Source organism: Gillisella taibaishanensis, from assembly GCF_001938985.1.
In the GTDB taxonomy this organism is placed as follows: Bacteria; Pseudomonadota; Alphaproteobacteria; order Rhizobiales; family Rhizobiaceae; genus Allorhizobium; species Allorhizobium taibaishanense.
Window position 1 is genome coordinate 439,117 of sequence record NZ_MKIN01000023.1, and the last position, 25,958, is coordinate 465,074.

Annotated in this window: 25 protein-coding genes; 7 read left to right on the forward strand and 18 right to left on the reverse strand. The window is 59.3% G+C overall.

From position 1 onward, the window contains the following. Positions 1 to 157: 157 nt before the first annotated feature. The 6 genes from ahcY to BJF91_RS18775 form a co-directional block, all read right to left on the reverse strand. Positions 158 to 1,558 (reverse strand): adenosylhomocysteinase, encoded by a 1,401-nt coding sequence (ahcY, locus tag BJF91_RS18750; protein WP_075616109.1) that lies wholly within the window; start codon positions 1,556 to 1,558, stop codon positions 158 to 160. 174 nt (positions 1,559 to 1,732) lie between these two features. Beyond that, on the reverse strand, positions 1,733 to 2,008 hold the full coding sequence (locus BJF91_RS18755) for an HPr family phosphocarrier protein (protein ID WP_075616033.1): 276 nt from the start codon (positions 2,006 to 2,008) through the stop codon (positions 1,733 to 1,735). 16 nt (positions 2,009 to 2,024) lie between these two features. Continuing rightward, complete coding sequence (locus tag BJF91_RS18760; protein WP_012654538.1) at positions 2,025 to 2,426, reverse strand: PTS sugar transporter subunit IIA; 402 nt, start codon at positions 2,424 to 2,426, stop codon at positions 2,025 to 2,027. A gap of 252 nt (positions 2,427 to 2,678) precedes the next feature. Beyond that, a complete protein-coding gene (locus BJF91_RS18765; RefSeq protein ID WP_075616034.1) occupies positions 2,679 to 3,149 on the reverse strand; it encodes an HPr kinase/phosphorylase in 471 nt (156 codons plus the stop codon). 13 nt (positions 3,150 to 3,162) lie between these two features. Then, entirely contained in the window at positions 3,163 to 4,947 is a 1,785-nt protein-coding gene (locus BJF91_RS18770) for a stimulus-sensing domain-containing protein (RefSeq protein WP_407639898.1), read from the reverse strand. Positions 4,948 to 5,077: 130 nt separating this feature from the next. Continuing rightward, entirely contained in the window at positions 5,078 to 5,800 is a 723-nt protein-coding gene (locus BJF91_RS18775; protein WP_075616036.1) for a response regulator transcription factor, read from the reverse strand. Between the two features lie 345 nt (positions 5,801 to 6,145). Between BJF91_RS18775 and BJF91_RS18780 the strand changes: the two genes are divergently transcribed. Then, complete coding sequence (locus tag BJF91_RS18780; RefSeq protein ID WP_075616037.1) at positions 6,146 to 7,756, forward strand: phosphoenolpyruvate carboxykinase; 1,611 nt, start codon at positions 6,146 to 6,148, stop codon at positions 7,754 to 7,756. A gap of 150 nt (positions 7,757 to 7,906) precedes the next feature. Next, the gene (gene arfB, locus BJF91_RS18785; RefSeq protein WP_075616038.1) at positions 7,907 to 8,341 is read left to right on the forward strand and encodes an alternative ribosome rescue aminoacyl-tRNA hydrolase ArfB; all 435 of its coding nucleotides are present in this window, start codon (positions 7,907 to 7,909) and stop codon (positions 8,339 to 8,341) included. Positions 8,342 to 8,426: 85 nt separating this feature from the next. Here the strand turns inward: arfB and BJF91_RS18790 are convergent, their stop codons facing one another. From BJF91_RS18790 to hisB, 7 genes are read right to left on the reverse strand one after another with little or no spacing between them, the layout of a single operon-like run. Beyond that, positions 8,427 to 9,005 carry a DUF3237 domain-containing protein gene (locus BJF91_RS18790; protein WP_075616039.1) on the reverse strand — a complete coding sequence of 193 codons (579 nt, stop codon included), beginning with the start codon at positions 9,003 to 9,005 and terminating at the stop codon, positions 8,427 to 8,429. Between the two features lie 60 nt (positions 9,006 to 9,065). Further along, a complete protein-coding gene (gene coaA, locus BJF91_RS18795) occupies positions 9,066 to 10,058 on the reverse strand; it encodes a type I pantothenate kinase (RefSeq protein WP_075616040.1) in 993 nt (330 codons plus the stop codon). Further along, positions 10,055 to 10,378, reverse strand: a complete 324-nt coding sequence (locus tag BJF91_RS18800) for a phosphoribosyl-ATP diphosphatase (protein ID WP_075616041.1) — start codon at positions 10,376 to 10,378, stop codon at positions 10,055 to 10,057. Before BJF91_RS18800 ends, coaA begins: the two co-directional genes overlap by 4 nt. An 11-nt stretch (positions 10,379 to 10,389) precedes the next feature. Then, positions 10,390 to 11,172 (reverse strand): imidazole glycerol phosphate synthase subunit HisF, encoded by a 783-nt coding sequence (gene hisF / locus BJF91_RS18805; RefSeq protein ID WP_075616042.1) that lies wholly within the window; start codon positions 11,170 to 11,172, stop codon positions 10,390 to 10,392. Continuing rightward, complete coding sequence (gene hisA, locus BJF91_RS18810; protein ID WP_075616043.1) at positions 11,169 to 11,915, reverse strand: 1-(5-phosphoribosyl)-5-[(5-phosphoribosylamino)methylideneamino]imidazole-4-carboxamide isomerase; 747 nt, start codon at positions 11,913 to 11,915, stop codon at positions 11,169 to 11,171. Before hisA ends, hisF begins: the two co-directional genes overlap by 4 nt. 25 nt (positions 11,916 to 11,940) lie before the next feature. Next, positions 11,941 to 12,591 carry an imidazole glycerol phosphate synthase subunit HisH gene (gene hisH / locus BJF91_RS18815; protein WP_075616044.1) on the reverse strand — a complete coding sequence of 217 codons (651 nt, stop codon included), beginning with the start codon at positions 12,589 to 12,591 and terminating at the stop codon, positions 11,941 to 11,943. Between the two features lie 15 nt (positions 12,592 to 12,606). Beyond that, the gene (hisB, locus tag BJF91_RS18820; protein ID WP_075616045.1) at positions 12,607 to 13,203 is read right to left on the reverse strand and encodes an imidazoleglycerol-phosphate dehydratase HisB; all 597 of its coding nucleotides are present in this window, start codon (positions 13,201 to 13,203) and stop codon (positions 12,607 to 12,609) included. A gap of 182 nt (positions 13,204 to 13,385) precedes the next feature. On the opposite strand from hisB, the gene hslV reads away from it, so the two are divergent. The 4 genes from hslV (at position 13,386) to BJF91_RS18840 (ending at position 18,774) form a co-directional block, all read left to right on the forward strand. After that, entirely contained in the window at positions 13,386 to 13,946 is a 561-nt protein-coding gene (gene hslV / locus BJF91_RS18825; RefSeq protein WP_075616046.1) for an ATP-dependent protease subunit HslV, read from the forward strand. A gap of 36 nt (positions 13,947 to 13,982) precedes the next feature. Next, entirely contained in the window at positions 13,983 to 15,290 is a 1,308-nt protein-coding gene (gene hslU, locus BJF91_RS18830; RefSeq protein ID WP_075616047.1) for an ATP-dependent protease ATPase subunit HslU, read from the forward strand. A gap of 167 nt (positions 15,291 to 15,457) precedes the next feature. Further along, positions 15,458 to 16,405 carry a DUF1402 family protein gene (locus BJF91_RS18835; RefSeq protein WP_075616048.1) on the forward strand — a complete coding sequence of 316 codons (948 nt, stop codon included), beginning with the start codon at positions 15,458 to 15,460 and terminating at the stop codon, positions 16,403 to 16,405. Between the two features lie 203 nt (positions 16,406 to 16,608). Next, positions 16,609 to 18,774 carry a malate synthase G gene (locus tag BJF91_RS18840; RefSeq protein WP_075616049.1) on the forward strand — a complete coding sequence of 722 codons (2,166 nt, stop codon included), beginning with the start codon at positions 16,609 to 16,611 and terminating at the stop codon, positions 18,772 to 18,774. A gap of 146 nt (positions 18,775 to 18,920) precedes the next feature. Here the strand turns inward: BJF91_RS18840 and BJF91_RS18845 are convergent, their stop codons facing one another. Beyond that, positions 18,921 to 19,625: a L,D-transpeptidase gene (locus BJF91_RS18845; RefSeq protein WP_075616050.1), complete on the reverse strand. Its 705-nt coding sequence runs from the start codon at positions 19,623 to 19,625 to the stop codon at positions 18,921 to 18,923. Positions 19,626 to 19,802: 177 nt separating this feature from the next. Here BJF91_RS18845 and BJF91_RS18855 point away from each other — a divergent pair, with 177 nt between their 5' ends. Continuing rightward, the gene (locus tag BJF91_RS18855; RefSeq protein WP_075616052.1) at positions 19,803 to 20,288 is read left to right on the forward strand and encodes an MmcB family DNA repair protein; all 486 of its coding nucleotides are present in this window, start codon (positions 19,803 to 19,805) and stop codon (positions 20,286 to 20,288) included. A gap of 15 nt (positions 20,289 to 20,303) precedes the next feature. On the opposite strand, the gene BJF91_RS18860 is transcribed toward BJF91_RS18855, so the two are convergent. The 4 genes from BJF91_RS18860 to lhpI are packed head-to-tail and all read right to left on the reverse strand — an operon-like array spanning position 20,304 to position 25,737. Then, complete coding sequence (locus tag BJF91_RS18860; protein WP_075616053.1) at positions 20,304 to 20,879, reverse strand: ActR/PrrA/RegA family redox response regulator transcription factor; 576 nt, start codon at positions 20,877 to 20,879, stop codon at positions 20,304 to 20,306. A 57-nt stretch (positions 20,880 to 20,936) separates the two neighbouring features. After that, positions 20,937 to 22,241 (reverse strand): ActS/PrrB/RegB family redox-sensitive histidine kinase, encoded by a 1,305-nt coding sequence (locus BJF91_RS18865; protein ID WP_075616054.1) that lies wholly within the window; start codon positions 22,239 to 22,241, stop codon positions 20,937 to 20,939. Between the two features lie 35 nt (positions 22,242 to 22,276). Continuing rightward, positions 22,277 to 24,739 (reverse strand): ATP-dependent helicase HrpB, encoded by a 2,463-nt coding sequence (gene hrpB, locus BJF91_RS18870; protein WP_075616110.1) that lies wholly within the window; start codon positions 24,737 to 24,739, stop codon positions 22,277 to 22,279. A gap of 38 nt (positions 24,740 to 24,777) precedes the next feature. Next, entirely contained in the window at positions 24,778 to 25,737 is a 960-nt protein-coding gene (gene lhpI / locus BJF91_RS18875) for a bifunctional Delta(1)-pyrroline-2-carboxylate/Delta(1)-piperideine-2-carboxylate reductase (RefSeq protein ID WP_075616055.1), read from the reverse strand. Positions 25,738 to 25,958: the final 221 nt, after the last annotated feature.

Below are 25,958 nucleotides of genomic sequence, written 5' to 3' on the forward strand. Positions count from 1 at the left end.
TCACCCGGCGCGATCCGGCAGCGCCTGCGAGGCACACGAATCAAGTCTGAAAACAATACTGTGGATAAGAATTCGAAAAAAGGGGTGGAGCAAAAAAGAAATCCCAGCCTTTTGTCAAGGCTGGGATCGCTATATCTTGTGTATATCTGGCTACGGATTAATATCTGTAGTGATCAGCCTTGAACGGGCCAGCCGGCGTGACGCCGATATAGGAAGCCTGTTCATCCGAGAGCTGCGTGAGCTTCACGCCAAGCTTGTCGAGATGCAGGCGCGCAACCTTTTCATCGAGATGCTTGGGCAGAACATAGACCTGGTTCTTGTAGGCGTCGGGCTTGGTGTAGAGCTCGATCTGGGCCAGAACCTGGTTGGTGAACGACGCGCTCATCACGAAGGAAGGGTGGCCGGTCGCGTTGCCGAGGTTCAGCAGGCGGCCTTCCGACAGGAGGATCATCCGGTTACCAGCCGGGAATTCGATCATGTCGACCTGCGGCTTGATGTTTACCCACTTCAGGTTCTTCAGCGCGGAGATCTGAATTTCATTGTCGAAATGGCCGATATTGCCGACGATCGCCATATCCTTCATCGCGCGCATATGCTCGATGCGGATGACGTCCTTGTTGCCGGTCGTGGTGATGAAGATATCCGCCGAGCTGACAACATCCTCCAGCTGAACCACTTCAAAACCGTCCATCGCGGCCTGCAAGGCGCAGATCGGATCGACTTCCGTCACCTTGACACGGGCGCCGGCACCGCGCAGCGAGGCGGCAGAACCCTTGCCAACATCGCCATAGCCGCAGACCACGGCAACCTTGCCAGCCATCATCACGTCGGTGGCGCGGCGGATACCGTCGACCAGCGATTCCTTGCAGCCGTATTTGTTGTCGAACTTCGATTTGGTCACTGAGTCGTTGACGTTGATGGCCGGGAAGGGCAGCAGGCCCTTCTGGCTGAGCTGATACAGACGGTTGACGCCTGTCGTGGTTTCCTCAGTTACGCCCTTGATGGCGTCGCGCTGGCGGGTAAAGAAGCCAGGCGTTGCAGCCAGCCGCTTCTTGATCTGCGCGAACAGAATTTCTTCTTCTTCTGAAGCCGGGTTGATCAGCACATTTTCGCCGGCTTCGGCACGAGCGCCGAGCAGGATGTACATGGTCGCGTCGCCGCCATCGTCGAGGATCATGTTCGACTGGCCACCGTCGGTCCATTGGAAGATCCGGTCGGTATAGTCCCAATATTCCGTGAGGCTTTCACCCTTGACGGCAAAGACCGGAACGCCAGATGCAGCGATTGCGGCAGCGGCATGGTCCTGGGTGGAAAAGATGTTGCAGGACGCCCAACGGACGTCGGCGCCAAGTGCCGTCAGCGTCTCGATCAGGACAGCCGTTTGAATGGTCATATGCAGCGAGCCGCTGATGCGTGCGCCCTTGAGCGGCTTAGTCGCACCCAGTTCCGTGCGGCAGGCCATCAGGCCCGGCATTTCCGTCTCGGCGATATCCAGTTCCTTGCGGCCGTAATCCGCAAGGCCGATATCGGCGACGATGTAATCTTGTACAGTGCTCATGGCTTTCTCCAGACCGGGATTGAAACGCAAGAGCATAACCCGCTTCAAGCAGCGGACGCGCCCATGCGCCGCCCGCCATTCTGCGGCAGGCCAGTGTCATTCGTGTATCAGGGAAAGCAGGGGAAGGCAATAATCACATAAAGAGGTCTTTATATCTTTATGTTCGATCGTGGTTTACATTTCCTCGCCAAACTTGTCGCGAACCAGGGCGTCCAGCGTTTCAAGCGCCTTTTCTGCCTCTTCGCCTGATGTCACCACTGTGATGGTGCAGCCAGGGCTGGCGGCGAGCATCATCAGGCCCATGATAGAGGTGCCGCCTACGGTGGTGCCGTCCTTGCTGACGGTGACTTCGGCATTAAAACTTTGCACGGTCTGGACGAATTTCGCAGACGCCCGCGCGTGCAAGCCGCGCTTGTTGACGATCAGCATCTCTCTGGTGAAGGAAGTCATTCGTGTCTGGCCGATCCTACTTGCCGCTAAGGACGCGGCTGGCGACGTTAATATATTTGCGGCCGGCCTCGGAAGCATCGACGAGCGCCTTTTCCATGTCATTTTCGCCGCGCACACCGGCGAGCTTGATCAACATCGGCAGGTTGACGCCGGCGATCACTTCGATGCGCCCGGTATTCATGACAGAAATCGCCAGATTCGATGGCGTTCCGCCAAACATGTCGGTGAGAATGATCACCCCGTGCCCGTCATCGGCGCGCATCACGGCGTCGAGAATGTCCTGGCGACGCTGATCCATATCGTCTTCAGGACCGATACAAATCGTCTCGATGAATTTCTGCGGACCAACCACATGTTCCACGGCATAATGAAATTCTTCAGCCAGCTTGCCATGGGTGACAAGCACAAGTCCGATCATTCGCTTATAGCTCCCTGCTCAACTGCTGACTGCCAGTTATCGCACTGCAATAGTTTCGTCCACTGATCTGTTGTATGGCAAGCCATCCGCAGGGATACCCAGAGCCGTCATAAAAAACAGCAAGCGATCTCCCGGTGCGGCGATGCCTTGCGACAATGTTCCACTGTGCCAAAATCAACGATCATATCTTGCACCGCATCTTGGCGATGAAAATCCGAAGTGCAAGTGCAAAATAGTCGTGTCTTTACGCGTTCAGCACGGTATTCGCGCAAAATGCAGCCGTTCAAGGCTGGCAACTGATAGCAAATGGTCCTGATGTAGCCGGATAACGGGCAGGGTGATATCTCCCGGAAATCGTCTGCTTTCATCGCTGGGTGGCAGGCGTTCAGGCTCATCTTGCGCTCTCACCGGCGTAATGACCGCGTCCATTACCGCCGTCTCGAGACTGGCGACTTTAACGAGACCAGAAAAGCGGATTTCCATCAATCCGGCGATTGTCCGGGGGCGCGAGGCCAGAAGCCGTCCACCTTTGACCTCGATAGAGACCTGGTCGTCGGCAACCAGCGCGGCGAATAGACCCGTCTCGGCAGCGCTATCCAGCAGGTGGCGCGCAAGCCGCGATTTACCCGAGCCGCTCGGGCCGATGATCAGATAGCCATGCCGGCCAAGAACGATCGCTGTTGCATGAATTAACGTCTCGCGCGCTTGGCCTGGATTTGTCATGGAGCGCCTGCCATCACGGGCTTGGCTCGGCGGGCAGGGTCAGGATGAAGCGCGCCCCGAGAATCTTCGCCGTTTCCGGCTCGAGAATGTTTTCCGCTCGCAGCGATCCGCCATGGGCCTCAGCGATCTGCCGGCTGATCGACAGACCGAGGCCGGAATTCTGGCCGAAGCTTTCGCCCTCCGGTCTGTCTGTATAGAAGCGCTCAAAGATCCGATCGATATTTTCAACGAGGATACCGGGACCATTGTCTTCCACCTGGATGAGGCAACGGCTGCGGGTGCGCGATAGCCTAACAGTGATTCGTCCACCCTTTTCGGGGACGAAGGAGCGGGCGTTTTCGATCAGGTTGGTGACGATCTGGCCGATGCGCAAGTCGTGGCCGTTGACGATATAGCGTTGCTTCTGCCCCTGTTTCTGTTCCACGACATAGTCGATATCGACCGGCTTTTTGGTGGAGCGGATCTGGCGGGAAATCTCCACGAGATTGCCGAGCACGACTTCCATATCAACAGGGGAGGCATCGGTGCGGGCCAGTTCTGCATCGAGCCGTGAGGCATCCGAGATATCGCTGATCAGCCGGTCCAGCCGGCGAACATCGTGCTGAATGACGTCGAGCAGCCGCTGTTTCGAGACATCGGTCTTGGCAAGCGGCAGCGTTTCGACGGCACTGCGCAGTGAGGTCAGTGGGTTTTTCAGCTCGTGGCTGACATCGGCGGCAAAGCTTTCAATCGCATCGATCCGGTCATACAGCGCCGTGGTCATTTCGCGAAGCGCCACCGAGAGATTGCCGATCTCGTCCTGGCGGGCGGAAAAATCAGGAATTTCCTCGCGCTCCTTGGCGCCGCGCCGCACGCGGATCGCGGCTGCCGACAGGCGCCGCAAGGGATTGGCGATGGTGGACGACAAGAGCAGCGACAACACGATGTTGACCAGCGTCGCCACGCCGAATACCCGCAAGATCGCCAGACGCTCGGCATGGACGATCTTGTCGATATCGCCGGCCTGCGTCGACAAGAGCAGTACGCCGAGCACGGCACGGAAGCGCTGCACCGGCACCGCTACCGAGACGATCAACTCACCCTGTTCGGTCACCCGCACCACGGCGCCGCGCACGCCGGTCAGGGCATTCATCACTTCGGGATAGATCGAGCCGTCTCCGCCAGGCGCTTCCTTGTAGAGCGGCACGTTGCTTGGCTGCAGCAGGCGGTTGAACTGTTTGGTCACCCACTCCGTCCAGCTACCGGTGTCGCCCTCGACCGGCGGAAGGTCGTAGCGCAGCACTTGGCCTCGGGAATAAAGATGGCGGGAGTCGAGAAGCAGATTGGCATCGGCATCGAAAAGTCGCGCTCGGGTTCTGGTCGGCGAAATCAGCCGGCGCAACACAGGCGCCACTCGCTCGGGCTTGATCGGAAATTCCAGATCCTCGTCGTTCGGAACAGGGGTAATGCTCTGTCCGGCCTGCAATTCCAGCAGTTTTTGCGGATCGATGGTGATGGAATTGGTATCCACCGAGGCGGAGGCCGAAATGGCGCCGGCGATGATTTCGCCTTGGGTCAGCAGGCTTTCCACCCGCGCATCGATCAGCCCCTCGCGGAACTGATTGAGATACATGATCCCGCCGACCAGAACGATCAGGGCGGCGAGATTGAAGAAGACGATCCGACGCGTCAGGCTGGAGAAGACTGCGTTGCCGAAGATCCGGCGGATCAGCGTGAAAGGGTGGGAAAAGGTCAGACGCAAGGGCGGCCGGCGGCTATCGCCGGTCTCGCCGTCCTTTTCGTCCACGAGCCTCTTCAACACATACCCTTTCATACGGCACGCCAAGGTAGCGGGACACAAAAATCCCGCCGCAATCCCTCATCTCTGCCGTATAATAGCATTCGCTGTCGCCGCACCCGGTTCAAATATTCTCAGCTTTCGCTGAAGGTCAGGCTGTTTCGCGGAAGCGATAACCGACGCCATACAATGTTTCGATCATGTCGAAATCATTGTCGACCATTTTGAATTTCTTTCGCAGGCGCTTGATGTGGCTGTCAATGGTGCGGTCATCGACATAGACCTGCTCGTCATAGGCGGCATCCATCAGCGCGTCGCGGCTTTTTACCACGCCGGGGCGCTGCGCCAGTGAATGCAGGATCAGGAATTCAGTGACCGTCAGCGTGACCGGATCGCCTTTCCAGGTGCAGGTGTGGCGTTCCTGGTCCATCACCAGCTGCCCGCGTTCCAGGTTGCGGGCCTGCTGCTCGGCCGTGGTTTTGACGGCGCCAGGGGCGGCATTGGTATCGCGGTTCGCGGCCCGGCGCAAGATGGCCTTTACACGCTCGACCAGAAGACGCTGCGAAAACGGCTTGGTGATGAAATCGTCGGCGCCCATCTTCAGGCCGAACAATTCGTCGATCTCTTCATCCTTGGAGGTGAGGAAGATCACGGGGATGTCGGACTTCTGCCGCAGGCGGCGCAGCAGTTCCATCCCGTCCATGCGCGGCATCTTGATGTCGAAGATCGCAAGCTGCGGCGGCCGTGCCAAAAGCCCGTCAAGCGCCGAAGCTCCGTCCGTGTACGTTTCGACCTTGTAGCCTTCCGCTTCCAGAGCGATCGAAACCGACGTCAGGATATTCCGGTCGTCATCCACAAGCGCAATTGTCTGCATGCCGTTTATCTCCGTCCTTACGATTGCCGACCCGCCGCCGCGGGCGTGCCGACCCTTTCGACTCGTCAGAGTCGTCGGCGTGTCATGAGGGTAAAGGTGGAACAAATTGTGGCAAAGATAAAGGGGCGGATGGCTGCGGCGTCTCACGTTGTTGGGTCACAGGGGCCGCTGACGGCGCCCAAATGCCTTTAAACTGAACCGATTTAAATCTGGCATATCAGTTTAAAACGATTAAATGTATGATATTATTGATCTTTTCGAAGTTTTTGCTATTGCGTTTTTAAAATATCGTCAGTAGCGTTGCCCCATAATCATCTAGCCATCCCGCTGAGAAGGAAGTGTAGTATGGAGGAGCTTGGAGTGAACAATAGCCGCGTTGGCATCGAGACCATTGGCTTGGGCAAGGCCGCTCGCGTCCATTACAACCTGCTTCCGGCAGCGCTTTATGAGCATGCAATCCGCAATGGCGAAGCCGTTTTGACGGCAGATGGCGCCCTCTTAGCCGAAACCGGCCAGCACACAGGCCGCTCGCCCAAAGACAAGTTCGTCGTGCGGGATGCCAACACCGACGGCCAGGTCTGGTGGGACAACAATAAGCCGATGTCGAAGGAGCATTTCGACATTCTCCACCAGGACATGCTGGCACATGTTGCTGGTAAAACCCTGTTCGTGCAGGACCTGATTGGTGGTGCCGATGCCGCGAACGCACTGCCGACCCGCGTTGTTACGGAACTTGCCTGGCATTCGCTTTTCATCCGTAACTTGCTCATCCGTCCGGATCGGGCTGCTCTGGCCGACTTCCAGGCAAAGTTCACCATCATCGACCTGCCGAGCTTCAAGGCCGACCCGGCCCGCCATGGCTGCCGCACGGAAACGGTGATCGCCTGCGATTTCACTAACAATATCGTGCTGATCGCCGGCACCTACTATGCCGGTGAAATGAAGAAGTCGGTCTTCACCGCTCTCAACTACATGCTGCCGGCCAAGAAGGTCATGCCGATGCACTGCTCGGCCAATGTCGGCCCGGCTGGCGATTCGGCTGTGTTCTTCGGCCTGTCGGGCACCGGCAAGACCACGCTGTCTGCCGATCCGGCCCGCACGCTGATCGGCGATGACGAGCACGGCTGGGGCGAAGACGGTATCTTCAACTTCGAAGGCGGCTGCTACGCAAAGACCATCCGTCTGTCGGCAGAAGCTGAGCCCGAAATCTTCGCCACCACCAAGCGTTTCGGCACGGTGCTGGAAAATGTCGTGCTCGACGAGAACCGCGTTCCTGACTTCAACGATGGTTCGAAGACGGAAAACACCCGCTGCGCCTATCCTCTCGACTTCATCCCGAACGCGTCGGCAACCGGCCGCGCTGGCCATCCGAAGACGATCATCATGCTGACGGCCGATGCCTTCGGCGTCATGCCGCCGATTGCCAAGCTGACGCCGGAACAGGCCATGTACCACTTCCTTTCGGGCTATACCGCGAAGGTAGCTGGCACGGAACGCGGCGTGACTGAGCCGGAAGCGACCTTCTCGACCTGCTTCGGCGCGCCGTTCATGCCGCGTCATCCGGCCGAATATGGCAACCTGCTCAAGGAACTGATCGCCAAGCATGAAGTCGATTGCTGGCTGGTCAACACCGGCTGGACCGGCGGTGCCTATGGCATCGGTAGCCGCATGCCGATCAAGGCCACCCGTGCCTTGCTGACGGCGGCACTGTCTGGAGAACTCAAGAAGGCTGATTTCCGCACGGACGCCAATTTCGGCTTCGCCGTACCGGTTGCCGTCGAGGGCGTCGATACCAAGATCCTCGATCCGCGTTCGACCTGGGCCAATGGTGCCGAATATGACGCGCAGGCCAAGAAACTGGTTGGCATGTTCATCACCAACTTCGAGAAATTCGAAGCGCATGTCGACAGCAATGTCCGCGATGCCGCTCCGGTTTTGGCCGTCGCTGCCGAGTAAGTTTCACGTGTGACGTTTTGAGCGGCCCGGCGGTGCAAATCGCCGGGCCGTTTGTATTCACGGATCGGAATCCGGCTGCGGTCGCTCTGAATCCGGATTTGCCTGAATTGGCGTTTTCCGCTAGAGCCTCGCATCAGGAGACTGAAGGCCATGGCGAGCGACCCGCTCTATATCAATGACAGGATGACGATTGCCGGTTGGGAATTGACCGAGCAATTTGTGCTGGCTGGCGGGCCGGGCGGGCAGAATGTCAATAAAGTCTCCACAGCTGTGCAACTCTTTTTTCCGCTGACGACGTCGCCGTCGCTGCCGGATCGCGTCAAGGCCAATGCCATTAAGCTTGCCGGTCGGCGACTGTCGAAGGAAGGTGTGTTGCTGATCGAGGCCAGCCGCTTTCGCAGCCAGGAGCGCAATCGCGAAGATGCGCGCGAAAGGCTGAAAGAATTGCTGCTGGAGGCAGCCAAGCCGCCGCCGCCGCCGCGCCGGAAGACCAAGCCCACCAAAGGCTCGATCGAGCGCCGTCTCAAGGAAAAGACCGGCCGCGGTGAAATCAAGAAGATGCGCGAAAAGCCGGGGCACGATTGATTCCGCTCTGACTCATTGGCCGTGCTTCCAACATTGCATCAGCTGCGGCCTCGTTCAGCATTGCGCAAGCACCGCAAAACGACCGCTAGACCAGGCTGAACACCCGGATCAGAACCATGGGCTTTGGTTTCAGGCTGTGCAGCGTGCCGACAAAGACGCGACGGTTCAGCCAATCGTGCGGACCTTGCGGTGCCGTGATCTCGATATGGGAAAAAGCATACTGCGTGCCGTCGGGCTGGCGGTCGATCAGGACGCGGTTGTTGACCGTGATAACAGCTCCGTCATCGGCTTGCAGTTCGTAAAGGGCGTTCAACTGGCGGACGCCGTCCTGCCGGGCCAATTGCCGGTCAGCACCCCCGGGCAGAACCTTGCCTTTGATGCGCGGGCCGGCAAATTCTCCGCCGGTGATATTGATGATCCTGCGGTCACCGAATGGCGAATGCCCCATTTCGAGCGCATCCTGCAGCGTGAAAATCGCTTCGTATACGAACTCCGTCCGAGGAAGGGTGATTGGCAGGTCCGATAATGGGCCACCACTGGCCACCTGGTCGGCTGCCTGTGCCGTCACTCCGGCTGCTGACACGGCAAGTGCTGTTGTTGCGGCGCCGAGAAAAGTGCGGCGGCTGGAAACCGCAGAGGTTTCCGCATTATCGGTAAAAGTCATGGCTCTCCTCCCAGAGAAATGGCTTATAAAATTCGCAAAAATTAATTGTAGCTCAAGCGTTTACAGTTTGCGCAAGGCGACCTGTTCGACCAGATGATTCTCTCCCTTGCGCAGGATTAGGTCGGCCCGCGGCCGGGTCGGCTTGATGTTGTCGCGCAGATTGATCAGGTTGATATGTGCCCAAAGGTTTTCAGCAATGGTCAGCGCTTCCTCCTCGCTGATCGTTGCATAGCGATGGAAATAGGAATTCGGATCGCGAAATGCCGTTTGCCGCAGTTTCATGAACCGCTTCACATACCAGTGGTGGATCAGGCTTTCCTCGGCATCGATATAAATCGAAAAGTCAAAGAAGTCGGACACCATCGGCACGATCTTGCCGTCGCGCGGCAAATCGCGTGATTGCAGCACATTGATCCCTTCAAAAATCAGGATATCCGGCCGATCGATGATCGTATGCTGGTCCGGCAGCACGTCATAGGTCAGGTGAGAATAGCGCGGTGCTTTGACATTCTGCTGGCCAGCCTTGATCGCCGATAAAAACCGCAGCAGCGCCGCCGTATCATAGCTTTCCGGGAAACCCTTGCGGTTCAGCTTGTTCTCGCGCACCAGTGTGGCATTGGGATAGAGAAAGCCGTCGGTGGTGACCAGATCCACTTTCGGGCTCGAGGGCCAGCGCGCCAGAAGCTCTTTTAGCACGCGCGCCGTTGTCGATTTCCCGACCGCCACCGACCCGGCAATACCGATGATGAAGGGGGTCTTGCTGGCATTGGTGCTGAGAAACCGGTTGCGTTGCTCAAACAGCAATTGCGAGGATTCGACATGGGAGGACAGGAGCCGCGACAGCGCCAGATAGATGCGCCTCACCTCGGCCAGATCGATCGGATCGTCGATGGATCGTAGGCGATGGACTTCGTCCAGTGTCAAGGTCAGTGGCGTGTCTGCACGAAACCGCGCCCATTCGTCCGATGAAAAGAACAGGTAGGGCGAGTAACTGCCCACCTGGAAATGATCAAGGGCTTCCTCCCCCTCGGCTTGCCTGATCGCTGTCGTCATGGATCTTTCCGGCTCGCCTTCTCGCTGAGGCCCGATTGGGCCGTGCGGCGCTGCAACTCTTCCAGCACCGTTTCTACCGGTATATCGGCAATTTTCAATACGACCAAGAGGTGATAGAGCAGGTCGGCACTCTCATAGATCAGGTTGGCGCGGTCACCTTTCACCGCTGCCATGACGGCCTCGATGGCCTCTTCGCCCAGCTTCTTGGCAGCCTTGTCCTGACCTGACGCCACTAGCTTGGCGGTCCAGCTTTCATCGGGAGAGGCCTTGGCGCGGGTGGCGACGATGACTTCGAGATCCGATATGGTGAATGTCGTCATGATAAGCTCTTTCAGGCCCGGTCGAGCCGCATGGCGATGCCGGCTTCGGCCATGTGTGTCTTGGCCTCTGCAATCGAATAGGTGCCGAAATGGAAGATCGAAGCGGCCAGAACGGCGGTGGCGTGCCCTTGTTTGACGCCGGCCACGAGATCGTCAAGCGTGCCGACGCCGCCAGACGCAATGACTGGCACCCGCACCGCATCCGCAATCGTTCGGGTCAGCGCCAGATCGTAACCGCTCTTGGTGCCGTCACGGTCCATGGAAGTCACAAGCAATTCGCCTGCACCGCGCTCGACCATTTTCACGGCAAATTCCACGGCATCGATGCTGGTTGGCTGACGTCCGCCATGGGTGAAGATCTCCCAGCGGCCCGCTTCGCCCTGCGCGGATACCTTCTTGGCGTCGATCGACACGACAATGCACTGGTTGCCGAATTTGTCGGCGGCTTCAGCGACGAAATCGGGATTGTTTACCGCTGCCGAATTAATCGACACCTTGTCGGCACCGCAGAGCAGCAGCTTGCGGATATCGGCCACGGCCCTGACACCACCACCCACGGTAACAGGCATGAAGCAGTGATCGGCGGTGCGGGCAACGACATCGAAAATCGTGTCCCTGTTGTCGGAGGAGGCGGTGATGTCGAGAAAGCAAAGCTCGTCGGCCCCTGCCGCGTCATAGGCCTTTGCCGCTTCCACCGGATCGCCGGCGTCGATCAGATCGACGAAGTTGACGCCCTTGACGACGCGGCCGTCCTTCACATCCAGACAAGGAATGATGCGGGCTTTCAGCGTCATCGTGCGGCATCCTGTTTTGCGGCGGCAATCAATGCCAGAGCCTCTTTCGGATCGATCCGCCCATCGTAGAGCGCGCGACCGGAAATAGCACCTTCGAGTTTGCGAGCATCCGGCTCCAGCATCCGGTGAATATCCTCGATTGACGCGAGACCGCCCGAGGCAATGACCGGAATGGAGACGGCTCCAGCCAATTCCAGCGTCGAAGCCCAGTTGATACCGGCGAGAATCCCGTCACGGTCGATATCGGTATAGATGATCGCCGCAACGCCGGCGCCTTCGAATTTTTTCGCCAGTTCGATCACGCCCAGCTCTGACGCTTCCGCCCAACCCTCGACCGCCACTTTGCCGCCCTTGGCATCGATGCCGACGGCGACCTTGCCGGGGAACAGCCGGCAGGCCTCGATGACAAGCGCCGGCTCACGCACCGCAACGGTGCCGAGGATGACGCGCGAAAGGCCACGGCTCAGCCAGTTTTCGATATGGGCGATCGTGCGAATACCGCCGCCCAGCTGCACAGGGTTCTTCGTGGCCTTCAAGATCGCGTCCACGGCAGACCCATTGACGCTCTCGCCAGCAAAGGCACCGTTGAGATCGACCACGTGCAGCCATTCGAAGCCCTGGTCTTCAAAGGCCTTGGCTTGCGCGGCCGGGTCGGGATTGTAGACCGTCGCCTGGTCCATATCGCCGAGCTTCAGACGAACGCATTGGCCGTCCTTGAGGTCGATGGCGGGAAAAAGAATCATCGTATGCTATCCAACAGGAGCAGGCTCAAGGCGCCCAGGTGAGGAAATTGGAAATCAGCTTCAGACCCAGCGTCTGGCTCTTTTCCGGATGGAACTGCGCGCCGGCCAGGTTGTCGCGGCCGACAAAGGCGGTCATCGGGCCGCCGTAATCGGTCGTGGCAATCACTTGCTCCGGCTTGTCAGCCGCCAGATGGTAGGAATGCACGAAATAGGCATGCAGCCCGTCCGGCCCGGTGGGAATGCCGTTAAAAAGCGGATGCGGGCGAGACAGGGTCAGCGTATTCCAGCCGATCTGCGGAATTTTGAGGGTGGGATCGGTAGGGGTCATTTCGACGACATCGCCAGCGATCCAGTCGAGGCCGTCGGTCACGGTCTTTTCCAGCCCGCGCGAGGACATCAGCTGCATGCCGACGCAGACGCCGAGAAACGGCCGCGCCTTGACGATGACCGCTTCCGTCAGGGCTTCATGCATGCCTGGAACCGCATCTAGCCCGCGCTTGCAGTCGGCGTAAGCGCCGACGCCTGGAAGCATGATGCGGTCGGCTGTTGCCACCCGTTCGGCTTTGTCGGTCAGCTCGATCTCAGCATTGAGACCCATCTCGCGGGCAACGCGCTCGAAGGCCTTGGTGGCGGAGCGCAGATTGCCCGATCCATAGTCAATAATCGCAACACGCATGGGAAAGCTCGATCCTCAGAGAGTACCCTTGGTGGAGGGAATGCGGCCGGCCTGGCGCGGATCGATCTCCAGCGCCATGCGCAGTGCCCGGGCCACCGCCTTGAAACAGGTCTCGGCAATATGGTGGTTGTTGGCGCCGTAGTGATTGAGGACATGCAGGGTAATCCCGGCATTCTGCGCCAGCGCCTGGAAGAACTCGCGCACCAGTTCGGTGTCGAAGGTGCCGATCTTTGGTGCCGAGAAATTGACATTCCAGACGAGGAAAGGCCGACCGGACACATCGAGGGCAGCCTTGGTCATGGTCTCGTCCATGGCAAGATCGATCGAGGCGTAGCGTACGATGCCGCGCCGGTCGCCCAATGCCTTCGAAATCGCCTGGCCTATGGCAATGCCGGTGTCTTCGACTGTGTGATGATCGTCGATGTGTAGATCGCCTTTGACGTCGATCTGCATGTCGATCAGCGAATGGCGGGACAGCTGGTCCAGCATGTGGTCGAAGAAACCGACACCGGTCGAAATCGTCGACGCGCCGGTGCCGTCGATCTGGACGGAAACCGAAACCGAGGTCTCGTTGGTCTTGCGCGAAACGCTGGCGCTGCGGCTCTCTGCCATGGCCTTCTCCTTGAAATCCTGCCGTTCCTTATCAGGCGGGGGTTGAAATATCCAGCAGCGGAAGCCCGGTTTTTAAGGTGAGGTGCGATGCCTCCATCCGACGTTTGCAATTGCGTTTTGGCCGCTTACATAAGGGTCAACGAAGCGCCTCACGCAACGGCGATGGACTGGAACGGATCGATATGAGCGAACACAATCCCTATGGAACCATGCATGGCACCACGATCATCACGGTGCGCAAGGGCGGCATGGTAGTCATGGCCGGTGACGGCCAGGTCAGCCTTGGCCAGACTGTTATGAAAGGCAATGCCCGCAAGGTGCGGCGCATCGGCAAGGGCGAAGTGATCGCCGGTTTTGCCGGCGCGACGGCCGATGCTTTCACCCTGCTGGAACGGCTTGAAAAGAAGCTGGAGCAATATCCCGGTCAGCTGATGCGCGCCGCCGTCGAACTCGCCAAGGATTGGCGCACCGACAAATACTTGCGCAATCTCGAAGCGATGATGCTGGTGGCCGACAAGACGGTGACGCTGGCGATCACGGGCAATGGCGATGTGCTGGAGCCAGAGCACGGCACAATTGCAATCGGCTCGGGCGGCAATTACGCGCTCGCTGCGGCGTTGGCGCTGATGGACACTGACAGATCGGCTGAAGACGTCGCCCGCCGGGCGATGAAGATCGCCGCCGATATCTGCGTCTATACCAATGAAAACGTGCTGGTCGAGACGCTTGAAAGCGCCAACTGACCGCTCCTCATTCTCTCCTCTTCAAGAGTATTCTCCATGACAACCTTTTCTCCTCGCGAAATCGTCTCGGAACTCGACCGCTATATCATCGGTCAGAACGATGCCAAGCGTGCTGTGGCGATCGCGCTGCGCAACCGCTGGCGCCGCCAGCAGCTCGATGAGAGCCTGCGCGACGAAGTCATGCCCAAGAACATCCTGATGATCGGCCCGACCGGCGTCGGCAAGACCGAAATCTCCCGCCGTCTCGCCAAGCTGGCTGGCGCGCCGTTCATCAAGGTCGAGGCGACCAAGTTTACCGAGGTCGGTTATGTCGGCCGCGACGTCGAGCAGATCATCCGCGATCTCGTCGAAATCGGCATCGGCCTGATCAAGGAAAAGAAGCGGCTGGATGTGGAAGCTAAGGCCCATGCCGGTGCCGAAGAGCGGGTGCTGGATGCGCTGGTCGGCGCTACCGCGTCTCCCGCCACCCGAGACAGCTTCCGCAAGAAGCTGCGGGCCGGCGAACTCGATGATAAGGAAATCGATATCGAGGTAGCGGATACCGCCTCCGGCATGCCCGGGTTCGAAATTCCCGGCATGCCCGGCGCCAATATTGGCGTTCTCAATCTCTCCGACATGTTCGGAAAAGCCATGGGCGGGCGCACCAAGAAGGTTCGCACGACCGTGAAGGCCTCCTATGCCGACCTGATCCGCGATGAATCCGACAAACTGATTGATAATGATGTCATTCAGCGCGAGGCGGTTAAATCGGTCGAGAATGACGGCATCGTCTTTCTGGACGAGATCGATAAGATCGCCAACCGGGAAGGCGGCATGGGTGCCGGTGTTTCCCGCGAAGGCGTGCAGCGCGATCTGCTGCCACTGGTCGAAGGCACGACGGTCGCGACCAAATACGGTCCGGTCAAAACCGACCATATCCTGTTCATCGCCTCGGGCGCCTTCCACGTCTCCAAGCCGTCGGACCTTTTGCCTGAGTTGCAGGGCCGCTTGCCGATCCGGGTCGAGCTCAAGGCTCTGACAAAGGAAGATTTCCGGCGCATTCTGACCGAGACGGAGGCAAGCCTTATCCGGCAGTACATCGCCCTGATGGCGACGGAAGACCTCGATCTGGAGTTTACCGATGATGCCATCGATGCGCTTGCTGATGTGGCCGTCAACCTCAACAGTTCCATCGAGAATATTGGTGCGCGGCGGCTGCAGACGGTGATGGAGCGGGTTCTAGACGAAATCTCCTTCAATGCACCGGATCGTGGTGGTGCCAAGGTGGTGGTCGATTCCGCTTATGTTCGCGAGCATGTCGGCGAGATTGCAGCCGATGCAGATCTGTCGCGCTACATTCTGTGACGTTTTCGCACCGCAAGAGGATGAAAAGGGCGAAACATCGCCCTAATTCGACCTTGTAACCGGTCGATAGTCGACAGATACGGCCTTCCTTTATAAGGAGGGCCGTTCGCCGTGTTGCAATAACGCGGTATCCGGTTGGGCGCGAGCTCGTCCGCAATCTGTTCGGGATGGAAATAGTGCATCGGTTCGCTCTGGTCGTTCTTCTTTCGGTTTCCACACTGTGTTCCACGGCGCTTGGCGCCGCTGCGGAGGTCCGGATAGACCCACCAGGCAATCGCAATGCTGAACAGCCGCCAATTCCCGGTGCGTCCAAGCAGCGGACCAAGGAAACCAAAACAACCTTCGACCTGAAATATGAGAAGATCCGTGATCTGCTCGTCAGGGACCGGCAATTGATCGCCAAGATCAAAAAGACTGCCGCAGCTTATGACATCGATCCGATCCATATCGTTGGCGCACTGGTTGGCGAACATACGTATAATGTCGATGCCTATGACACCTTGCAGAGCTATTATGTGAAGGCTGCATCCTATGCAGGCCATACATTCCGCTTTGCCTATGACGGCGAGGATGTCGACGATTTCGTTGCTCGGCCGGAATTTGCGGAATGCGCCAATTTGAAAAATTCGGCCAAGCTGTGGACCTGCCGTGAAAATGTCTGGGACGACAAATTCCGTGGCAAGCGGGTTGGAAACAAGAGCTTCCCGAACAATCGCTTCAGCGCGGTATTTTTCCAGCCCTTCTATGCCGGCCAGACGTTCGGTCTTGGCCAGATCAATCCCCTGACGGCCCTGATGCTGACCGACATGGTCCATGAAACCTCGGGCTATCCGAAGCTCGACGAAAACGATGCGGCTGGCCTCTATAAGGCAATCATGGACCCGGATACGTCGCTTGCCTATATCGCGGCGATCATCCGCAAATCCATCGACGACTATAAGACTTTTGCCAATGTCGATATTTCCAAGAATCCCGGTGTGACGGCGACGCTTTATAATGTTGGCAATTCGGAAGCGCGGGCCCGGGCCCTTGGCCGGCGCGGCGGCATGCCTGAAGAAAACTATTACGGCTGGCTGATCAATGACCGCCTGAAGGAACTCGAAGGCCTGCTTTAAGCCACTCATTCGCAATGCCGGCTATTCTTTCCTTTTCGGCATAGATATCTCCGATTTATGCCCCGTTGACACGCAATAGGGATCGGCGATTGTAGCCGGGCTGCCGCAGGACGATTTGGCCGATGGCAGAACGGGATTCGCGGGGACGCCTTGGTGCGGCGACTGTGATATCCCTGATAACGGATTTATCGCAGGAGGCCGATATGGCGCGTGTTGAACACTCTGGTCTGGCTATCGAGCAGGATCTCTATGACTTTTTGGTCGCTAAGGCCCTGCCGGGGACGGGTGTCGATCCCGACGCCTTCTTCCGAGATTTTTCCAGCCTGGTCCATGATCTGGCGCCGGTGAATCGAGCCCTGCTGGCCAAGCGCGATGCGTTCCAGGCCAAGCTCGATGCGTGGTACAAGCAGAATGGCGCGCCCTCGGATCTAGCTGCTTACGAGACCTTCCTGCGCGACATTGGCTATATCCTGCCGGAAGGCCCGGATTTTTCCGTCACGACGGACAATGTCGATGCCGAGATTGCCTCGATTGCCGGGCCGCAGCTCGTGGTGCCCGTCATGAATGCTCGTTATGCCCTGAACGCTGCCAATGCGCGCTGGGGTTCGCTCTATGATGCGCTCTATGGCACCGATGCTATTCCCGAAGTCGATGGAGCCGAGAAGGGCAGGGGCTATAATCCAAAGCGTGGCGAAAAGGTCATCGCCTGGGCCCGTGCCTTCCTGGACCGGTCGGTGCCGCTGGCGGCAGGCACTTGGGCTGAGGTTGCCGGTCTCGGGCTCAATGATGGCTATCTCGACGTCACGCTTGTATCTGGACAACAGACAGGCCTGATGGACCCATCGCAATATGCCGGAAGCCGCAGCGAAAATGGCGATGTGACATCCTATCTGCTTCGCCGCAACGGCTTGCATATCGAGATCTGCATCGACGGCAAGGGAGCGATCGGCGGTGCGGATAAGGCTCACATCAATGATGTCAGACTGGAATCGGCGATCACGACGATCATGGACTGCGAAGATTCCGTCGCCGCTGTCGATGCCGAGGACAAGGTTCTCGCCTATTCCAACTGGCTCGGCCTGATGAAGGGCGATCTCAAGGAAGTGGTTGCCAAGGGCGATCACGTCTTTACCCGCACGCTCAATCCTGATCTCGACTTCACCGGTACCGATGGCAAGCCATTTGCCGTGCATTGCCGTTCACTGATGCTGATTCGCAATGTCGGGCATCTCATGACCAATCCGGCTATCCTGGATCGGGACGGCCATGAAGTGCCGGAAGGCATCATGGATGCTGCCATCACCGCGCTGATCGCCCTGCATGATATTGGGCCAAACGGACGCCGGCAGAATTCGCGCCGCGGCTCGATGTATGTCGTCAAGCCGAAGATGCACGGTCCGGAAGAAGTGGCCTTCGCCGTCGAGATCTTCACCAGCGTCGAGAAGGCGCTAGGCATGGCTCCCAACACCATCAAGATGGGGATCATGGACGAGGAGCGCCGCACCACGGTCAATCTTAAGGAATGCATCCGGGCTGCCAAGGACCGCGTCGTGTTCATCAATACCGGCTTCCTCGACCGCACCGGCGATGAAATCCATACGTCCATGGAAGCAGGCCCGATGATCCGCAAGGGCGATATGAAGCAGGCCGCCTGGATCGCCGCTTACGAAAACTGGAATGTCGATATCGGCCTGCAATGCGGCCTGTCCGGACATGCCCAGATCGGCAAGGGCATGTGGGCTATGCCTGACCTGATGGCCGCCATGCTCGAGCAGAAGATCGCTCACCCCAAGGCCGGCGCCAACACCGCCTGGGTTCCATCGCCAACCGCTGCCACGCTGCATGCTACCCATTATCATCAGGTGGAGGTCGCTTCCGTTCAGGCCGGTTTGAAAAGCCGCACCCGCGCTAAGCTGTCGGACATTCTGTCGGTGCCGGTCGCGACGCGGCCAAATTGGACACCGGAGGAAATCCAGCGGGAACTCGACAACAATGCCCAAGGCATTCTCGGTTATGTCGTACGCTGGGTTGACCAGGGCGTCGGCTGCTCGAAAGTGCCTGACATCAACAATGTCGGCCTGATGGAAGACCGTGCCACTCTGCGTATCTCCGCCCAGCATATGGCCAACTGGCTGCATCACGGCGTGATCACCGAGAGCCAAGTGGTCGAAACCATGAAGCGCATGGCCGCCGTGGTCGACAAGCAGAACGCCGGCGATCCCGCCTATCGGCCAATGGCTACCGATTTCGAGGGATCGATTGCCTTCCAGGCCGCGCTGGAACTGGTGCTGAAGGGCAGAGAGCAGCCCAACGGCTATACCGAACCGGTCCTGCATCGCCGCCGGTTGCAGTTGAAGGCAAGCGCCTGAAGCGCTGCAAAAATGAGGCCGTCACCAAAGGCGGCCGCATCCGTTTGAATAGCCACGCGCGGCTAACACTCTATTTCACGTGAAACAAAAAAGCCGCCGGGTGACCCTGGCGGCTTTTCTCTGTCAGTTCATTGTCCTGAAAAGGATTAGGACTGCTGGACGATAACCTTGGTGGCCTTGCCCGGCAGGACGCGGCTGTAAAGATCGATAACGTCCTGATTGATCATGCGGATGCAGCCGGACGAAGCGGCGGTGCCGATCGAAGCCCATTCAGGGGAGCCGTGGATACGGAAAAGCGTGTCCTGGCCCTTTTCGTTAAACAGGTACATGGCGCGGGCGCCAAGCGGGTTGCTGATGCTCGGGCCCATGCCGTTTTCGACATACTTGGCCACCTCAGGCTTGCGGGCTGCCATTTCCTTCGGCGGATGCCAGGTCGGCCATTCCTGCTTCCAGGCGATGTAGGCCTGACCCTGCCAGGCAAAGCCTTCCTTGCCGACGCCGATACCGTAGCGGATCGCTTTGTCGTTCGGCAGAACGTAATACAGGAAGCGTTCCTTGGTGTTCACGATAATCGTGCCGGGCCGCTCGCTGGTCTCGAACGAGATGATCTGGCGACGGAACTTCGGATTGACCTTCTGGATCGGGATCCCCGGCAGTGCGTAGCCAGCGTCGGTCACCGGACCGTAGGCATCGTCGAAGATCTGTGCCGTTTCGACGGAAGCAGGCGTCAAAACCGGCGCCGAAGTCGGCGTGGCGTCGGCGGTCTTCTGGGCGTCAGACGTTGTGGAGCAGCCAGTGATGGCAAGGGCGGAGAAAAGACCGAGCACGGTCAGTGCATTGCGGATTCGCATGGGTGGCTCATCGACTTTCGGGCGGGAAGTGATCTGTTTTACCAGCTTTGATAGAGGTATATTTTTGATTAGCATGAAGTTTGCAAGGGAACAGAAGTCCCACGCTGTCTCCGGCTTCGCAAATTGCCGAGGACTGGCTTTTTTGCAACAGACTGAGGCTCTGCAGAGGACGTATCTATGACGATTCTTAATGTTTCCGTTAAGAATGGATTAATTGACGGACGCCAGTCCGAGCGCGCTTTGCTGATTCGCCGGGGCACGCAATTGCTCATCAGCGAAATGCGGCACGCTGTCTTGCCGGAACTATCTCTGGCCAGTGGCCGGCGCGCCGATCTGATCAGTCTCTCTGAAAAAGGGGAGATCTGGATAATAGAGATCAAATCCTCCATCGAGGATTTCCGGGTCGACCGCAAATGGCCTGACTATCGCCAGCATTGCGACAGGCTGTTTTTCGCTACGCTTCCTGACGTGCCCCAGGAAATTTTTCCGGAAGATTGCGGGCTCATCGTTTCGGATGGATACGGCGCCCATATGTTGCGGGAGGCACCGGAGCACCGGCTCTCCCCTGCTACCCGCAAGGCGGTGACGCTGGCCTTCGCGCGGGCATCCGCACAACGATTGATGCGAGCGGAATGGGATGCGTCGCCCCAGCTTCTGCCCTGACTGATCACTGCTGAATTATTTTGGCGCGCGCTTTGCCAGAATGCGCTGCAGGGTGCGGCGATGCATGTTCAGCCGGCGGGCGGTTTCAGAGACGTTGCGTTCGCATGCCTCGTAAACCCGCTGGATATGCTCCCATCGTACCCGGTCGGCCGACATCGGATTTTCCGGCACATCGGCCTTTTCGCCCGGCCGCTGGGTCAAGGCGTTGTAGACGTCATCCGCATCGGCCGGCTTCGAGAGATAGTCGACGGCACCCAGTTTGACGGCTGTCACGGCGGTGGCAATATTGCCATAGCCTGTCAGCACGATGATGCGCGTATCGCTGCGTTGCTCCCGGATCGCCTCGATCACATCAAGGCCATTGCCATCGCCGAGCCTGAGATCGACCACCGCATATTTCGGCGCAGCGGTTTTCGCTTTGGCGATACCTTCTGCAACGGAGCCCGCAATCTCCACTTCAAACCCACGCGATTCCATCGCCCGGGCCAAGCGTCGCAGAAACGGCTGGTCGTCATCGACGATCAGCAGGCGCGCATCTGGGCCGAGATCTTCGTGATGGTCCCGAGCGGGGGTCGGCATATCCTGGGTCATATTCTTTCAATCCCTGACATCGGCAGCGTTATTGCGCACTCGCCATTCATGGTAAAGTCACTTTGTCGCCGTTTCCATTTCCCGCCGTGGCCAACGCACCGTCACCTTGGCGCCGGGCCCCTCGGCTCCCCTGTTCTCGAAGGTCAGTACCGCGCCTGAGCGTTCCAGCAGCGTTTTCGCGATGAACAAGCCAAGGCCCAATCCACCCGCCCGTGCGTCGCTCTTGCGGCTGGTGACGTAGGGTTCGCCGATCCGCAGCAGGATATCGGGCGCAAAGCCTTCTCCATCGTCCTCGATCACAACAGTCACGAAGCGATTGTCATGCTCCACCGTCACGATGACCTGGTCTCTTGCGTAATCTAGGGCGTTCTCGATCAAGTTTCCAAGGCCATAGAGAATACCTGGGTTGCGCTGGCCGACCGGCTCATTTGCCCGGTCCGAATTTTCAACCAACTTGAGCTTGATCCCGAAATCGCGATGCGGCGCGATCACGTCCTCTATCATTGATGACAAAGGCAGTTGCCGCATATGGGCCTCGTCCTCAGTCGACAGCGTGGTCAGCCGCTTCAGGATATCACGGCAACGCTCGCTCTGGCTGCGCAGCAATTGCACGTCTTCACCAAAGCGCGGATCATTCCCCATCTCCCGCTCCATTTCCTTGGCGACGACGCTGATCGTGGCGAGCGGCGTGCCGAGTTCATGGGCGGCGGCCGCGGCAAGGCCGTCCAACTGGGAAAGGTGCTTTTCCTTCTGTAGCACCAGTTCCGTCGCCGCTAGCGCGTCGGCCAGTAGATTGGCCTCCTTCGACACCCGGTAGGCATAGAAGGCGGCAAAGGTGGTCATCGATACAATCGAGCACCAGATCGCCACCAGCATGACCGGGCCACCGCGGTCGATGTAATCGGCATACCAGGGGAGGGGGAAGGGCGAAAATGCCTGGATAGAGATGCAGAGGATGGCAAGCCCGAGCAGCGTCATGGAGTGACGCAGCGGCTGCGAGGCAAAGACGATGATCACAGGCACACAGATCAGCGGCGCAAACGGATTGGCAAGCCCGCCGGTGATGAACAGCAATGCTCCCATCTGCAACAGGTCGAGCGCGAGGATCGCCAGCGTCCAGATCGGCTCCAGCCGCTGGGTGGAGGGAAAGGCCAATTGCAGCAGGAAATTGACGATCGCCAAACCACCGATCAGGATCGCCGCTGGCAGGACCGGCATCGGAAATTGCAGCACGAGCGCGACGATGGCGAGCGTGATCGTCTGCCCCGCGACGGCCAGCCAGCGCAGCCGAACCAGGGTTTCAAGCCGCAATCGCCGGCTGGATGTACCAAAATGCATGCGAATATCCGTTTTTGCGTCCATGCCTGCCTCCCCACCCGTCCTCCTTCGGGCAGGGGCTATGTACCACGCGGCTTGGCCCTTGTCGTGGGGGCGGCTTGCGTCGGATCTTCCGGCCACGGATGGCGCGGATAGCGGCCGCGCATATCGGCACGCACGTCACTCCAGGATCCTGCCCAAAAGCCGGGCAGGTCGCGCGTCGTCTGGATCGGCCGATGCGCGGGCGAGGTCAGTTCCAGCAGCAGTGGCAAACGCCCGCCGCCAATGGTCGGATGGGTCTTCAGGCCGAACAGTTCCTGCACCCGGATCGTCAGCTTCGGCTCGTCGCCGTCATATTGAATAGGATGGTTCATGCCTGTCGGTGCGGTAAAATGCGTCGGTGCCATCCGGTCCAGGTCCCGTTGCAGCTCGTATGGCACAAGGGCTTTCAACCCGTCCATCAGCCCGCCTGAGGATATTTCGGCAAAGCTCCGCACCCCGGTTTGATAGGGGATGAACCAATCCTCAAGCTTGTCGAGCAGCGCTTCGTCGCTTACCTGAGGCCAAGGCGCGCCAAGGCTGCGATAGAGAAAGCCGATCCGCTGGCGCAATTGCTCGCCAGACTTGCTGAAGCTCAACCGCTCCAGGCCCAGTTGCCGCAGCCCCTCGGCCAGCGCCCGTGTTGCAGCTTCACCACTCGGCTTTGCCAGCGGCGTTTCCTCAAGAACGATGGCACCGATCCGCTTCACCCGCCGCGCCCGCACCTGACCGCTGGCAGAATCGAAAAAGCTTTCATCGCCTTGTATGATCGTCTCCGGCAGGACGTCCTCAACATCTGCCAGCCGGATTTCGGCGGCGCTGAGAATACGGCCCTGGGCCGCCCGCCCCGTCAGATCGGCGATGATGAGCATGTCGCTTGCCGCCAGCCGCTCGGTCTGCGCCAGTTCGGCGCCGCGGCCATTGGCCATGACATAGCGGCCCGGTGCGCCCCGTTTCAACGCGATACGGTCTGGGAAGGCATGCAGCAAAATCGGCCCGGCCAGCGGCGGGGACGGCGATGCCGTGCCTTTGGGGAGGTCCCGCGCCAGCCTCTCCGCCAGCTTGCGGGCAGCCGAGGCCCGTTCGCTGCGGTCGGAGCGGAAGCGGCGCAACCGGTCATCGAGATCGATATCATTGCCGCCCAGCCCCTGTTCTGTCAGCAACACGGCGATTTCGCAGGCGGCTTTGCTCTGGCCTTCAAGCGCTGCCGCAAGCGTCATGGCGGCCAGCCGCGGCGGCAGGCCAAGGCCGCGCATGGTCTTGCCCTTCGCAGTCAGATGCCCTTGGCTGTCCAAAGCGCCGAGCGAGATCAGCAGGCTGCACGCCTCCTTTAATGCTGCGGCCGGCGGCGGATCGATAAAGGAGAGGGCGGCCGGATCGGTCACGCCCCAATGGGCCATGTCCATGACCAAGCCGGAGAGATCGCTGGCGAGGATCTCCGGCGGCGTAAAGGCCGGCATCGCCGCCGTCTGCCCCGCATGCCAGAGCCTGACAGCGATGCCCGGTTCGGTTCTGCCGGCGCGCCCGGCGCGCTGATCGGCGGAGGCGCGCGACACGCGGGTGGTTTCCAGCCGGGTAATGCCGGTCGCTGGCTCATAAACCGGCAGGCGCTGCAGCCCGCTATCAATGACAATCCGCACGCCATCGATGGTAATCGACGTTTCGGCAATCGAGGTGGCCAGTACCACTTTCCGGGCGCCAGCAGGGGCAGGCTTGATCGCCTGATCCTGCTCGGCCTGGGATAGATTGCCATAAAGAGGCGCAATCAGCGTTGAGGCCGGCAGTCGGCCCTCCAGCCGCTCGGCCACGCGTCGAATTTCCGCCTGCCCGGGTAGAAAGGCAAGGATCGAGCCGCCCTCACTGGCATGGGCATCGAGAATGGCGCTGGTGACGGTGTCTTCGATCCGCTCAGTGCCGGGCCGATCGCGATGACGGATATCGATGGGAAAGCTGCGCCCCGCGCTTTCCAGCACAGGCGGGTTGTCCATCAACTCCGCCACCCTCTGCACATCCAGGGTCGCCGACATCACGATCAGCCGCAGGTCGTCGCGAAGGGCAGCCTGGCAATCAAGCGCCAAAGCGAGGCCAAAATCCGCATCCAGCGATCGCTCGTGAAATTCATCGAACAGAATGGCAGCAATGCCCGACAGTTCCGGATCCTCAAGGATCATCCGGGCGAAAACGCCCTCGGTCACCACCTCGATCCGGGTCTTCGCCGAGACCCGGTTGTCGAGCCGCATGCGGTAACCGACGGTGTCGCCGACCGTTTCGCCCAGCAGCGTCGCCATCCGGGAGGCGGCGGCGCGTGCCGCCAGCCGCCGGGGCTCAAGCAGAATGATCCGGCCATCGCCCCGCCACGCCTGGTCGAGCAGATACAGCGGGATCAGCGTCGTCTTGCCCGCCCCAGGCGGAGCAGAAACGACGGCGCGGTTTCCCCGTTCGAGGGCCTGCGCCAATGGCGGCAGGATTTCGCTGACGGGATAGGTGGGGAGGGACACTGCCATGAACTGCGCCATTGAAATTGGGCGGAAGGGATGCGCCGTCAGCCTGTCTTCTGCCTCAGTCCTTTTACGGTCTCATAGGCAAGGATGGCGCCGGCGAGGTCTTCTAACGCAGCTCCAACGGATTTGAACAGCGTAATCTCCTGCGGGCTGCCGCGACCGTGAACGGTGCCGCGCACCAATTCACTTAGTTCTCCGCACACACCCTCAGGCGTGAGAGTACCATTTGCGAGCGGCTGCACAATATCGCCGGCCTCTGTCATGGCGCCGCCCCGCGTGTCCACATAGACCCGCGCACGGCGGATGGCCGCATCGTCGGCCTCGCGCATGCTCGGCCTGAAGCCACCGACCAGATCGAGATGCGCGCCGGGCTTCAGCCAGTCACCACATATTAAAGGATCGGTTGCGAGCGTCGCGCAGGATATGATGTCGGCCTGGCGAACGCAGGCTTCAAGCGCGTCGACCGCCTCGGCCGCAAATCCGAGCTCGCGAGCCGCCGCCGCCGTCTCTTCCGCCTTCGCAAGATTCCGTCCCCACACAGAAATGCGGTTGAGCGGCCTAACCGTTGCGTGGGCCTCTATAAGATGAAGAGAAAGACGCCCCGTTCCGACGACAAGCAAATGCGAGGCGTCTTCCCGGACTAGGTAGCGCGCCGCAAGCGCTGAGGCGGCAGCCGTTCGCCGTGCCGTCAGAACACTTCCATCGATCAGCGCCAGTAGGGTGCCCGTTTCCCCTGATGTCAGAAGATAGCCGCCCTGAACCGCCGGTAGACCGGAGAGATGATTGTCCGGAAACACCGAAACCAGCTTCACCCCGCAGTAGCGCCCAGGCAGCCACGCCGGCATCAACAGCAGCGTTGCCTCCGCCCGTCCCGGAACCTCCATAGTATGGTGATGGCGAACCGGCATCTGGCAGTCTCCGGCGAACATCTCTTTTAAGGCAGCTATTAAAGGAGCCCAGCCGAGTGCGGCGGCGGTTTCGTTCTCATTCAAGACAAGCATTGCGATCTCCGAGCCAAAAACCGGGAAAGCTTAGCAAGTCGGGCTGCTGAGGAAAGAGAGGACGCGAAAATAGCGTCTGATTCTGACGTCGGGCAGTGAAATTGGCAATCGGCAGGCAAGAAGTTTCAATATTTCTTTTCAACATCAATGACTTACGAAAAACGTCATAAAACTTACAAAATGGGTTTGACATGATGAGGGTGTGGGCTTAGAACCCGGCT

Coding starts and splice junctions, on each gene's coding strand:
- BJF91_RS18835 (WP_075616048.1), top strand. CDS start 15,458: ATGGAAATAGTGCATCGGTTCGCTCTGGTCGTTCTTCTTTCGGTTTCC.
- BJF91_RS18765 (WP_075616034.1), bottom strand. CDS start 3,149: ATGACAAATCCAGGCCAAGCGCGCGAGACGTTAATTCATGCAACAGCG.
- BJF91_RS18865 (WP_075616054.1), bottom strand. CDS start 22,241: ATGGACGCAAAAACGGATATTCGCATGCATTTTGGTACATCCAGCCGG.
- hisA (WP_075616043.1), bottom strand. CDS start 11,915: ATGATTCTTTTTCCCGCCATCGACCTCAAGGACGGCCAATGCGTTCGT.
- BJF91_RS18855 (WP_075616052.1), top strand. CDS start 19,803: ATGACGATTCTTAATGTTTCCGTTAAGAATGGATTAATTGACGGACGC.
- hisF (WP_075616042.1), bottom strand. CDS start 11,172: ATGACGCTGAAAGCCCGCATCATTCCTTGTCTGGATGTGAAGGACGGC.
- BJF91_RS18840 (WP_075616049.1), top strand. CDS start 16,609: ATGGCGCGTGTTGAACACTCTGGTCTGGCTATCGAGCAGGATCTCTAT.
- lhpI (WP_075616055.1), bottom strand. CDS start 25,737: ATGCTTGTCTTGAATGAGAACGAAACCGCCGCCGCACTCGGCTGGGCT.
- BJF91_RS18860 (WP_075616053.1), bottom strand. CDS start 20,879: ATGACCCAGGATATGCCGACCCCCGCTCGGGACCATCACGAAGATCTC.
- BJF91_RS18755 (WP_075616033.1), bottom strand. CDS start 2,008: ATGACTTCCTTCACCAGAGAGATGCTGATCGTCAACAAGCGCGGCTTG.
- arfB (WP_075616038.1), top strand. CDS start 7,907: ATGGCGAGCGACCCGCTCTATATCAATGACAGGATGACGATTGCCGGT.
- BJF91_RS18760 (WP_012654538.1), bottom strand. CDS start 2,426: ATGATCGGACTTGTGCTTGTCACCCATGGCAAGCTGGCTGAAGAATTT.
- hslV (WP_075616046.1), top strand. CDS start 13,386: ATGAGCGAACACAATCCCTATGGAACCATGCATGGCACCACGATCATC.
- ahcY (WP_075616109.1), bottom strand. CDS start 1,558: ATGAGCACTGTACAAGATTACATCGTCGCCGATATCGGCCTTGCGGAT.
- BJF91_RS18800 (WP_075616041.1), bottom strand. CDS start 10,378: ATGACGACATTCACCATATCGGATCTCGAAGTCATCGTCGCCACCCGC.
- BJF91_RS18790 (WP_075616039.1), bottom strand. CDS start 9,005: ATGACTTTTACCGATAATGCGGAAACCTCTGCGGTTTCCAGCCGCCGC.
- hrpB (WP_075616110.1), bottom strand. CDS start 24,739: ATGGCAGTGTCCCTCCCCACCTATCCCGTCAGCGAAATCCTGCCGCCA.
- coaA (WP_075616040.1), bottom strand. CDS start 10,058: ATGACGACAGCGATCAGGCAAGCCGAGGGGGAGGAAGCCCTTGATCAT.
- BJF91_RS18780 (WP_075616037.1), top strand. CDS start 6,146: ATGGAGGAGCTTGGAGTGAACAATAGCCGCGTTGGCATCGAGACCATT.
- BJF91_RS18775 (WP_075616036.1), bottom strand. CDS start 5,800: ATGCAGACAATTGCGCTTGTGGATGACGACCGGAATATCCTGACGTCG.
- BJF91_RS18845 (WP_075616050.1), bottom strand. CDS start 19,625: ATGCGAATCCGCAATGCACTGACCGTGCTCGGTCTTTTCTCCGCCCTT.
- hisB (WP_075616045.1), bottom strand. CDS start 13,203: ATGGCAGAGAGCCGCAGCGCCAGCGTTTCGCGCAAGACCAACGAGACC.
- hslU (WP_075616047.1), top strand. CDS start 13,983: ATGACAACCTTTTCTCCTCGCGAAATCGTCTCGGAACTCGACCGCTAT.
- hisH (WP_075616044.1), bottom strand. CDS start 12,591: ATGCGTGTTGCGATTATTGACTATGGATCGGGCAATCTGCGCTCCGCC.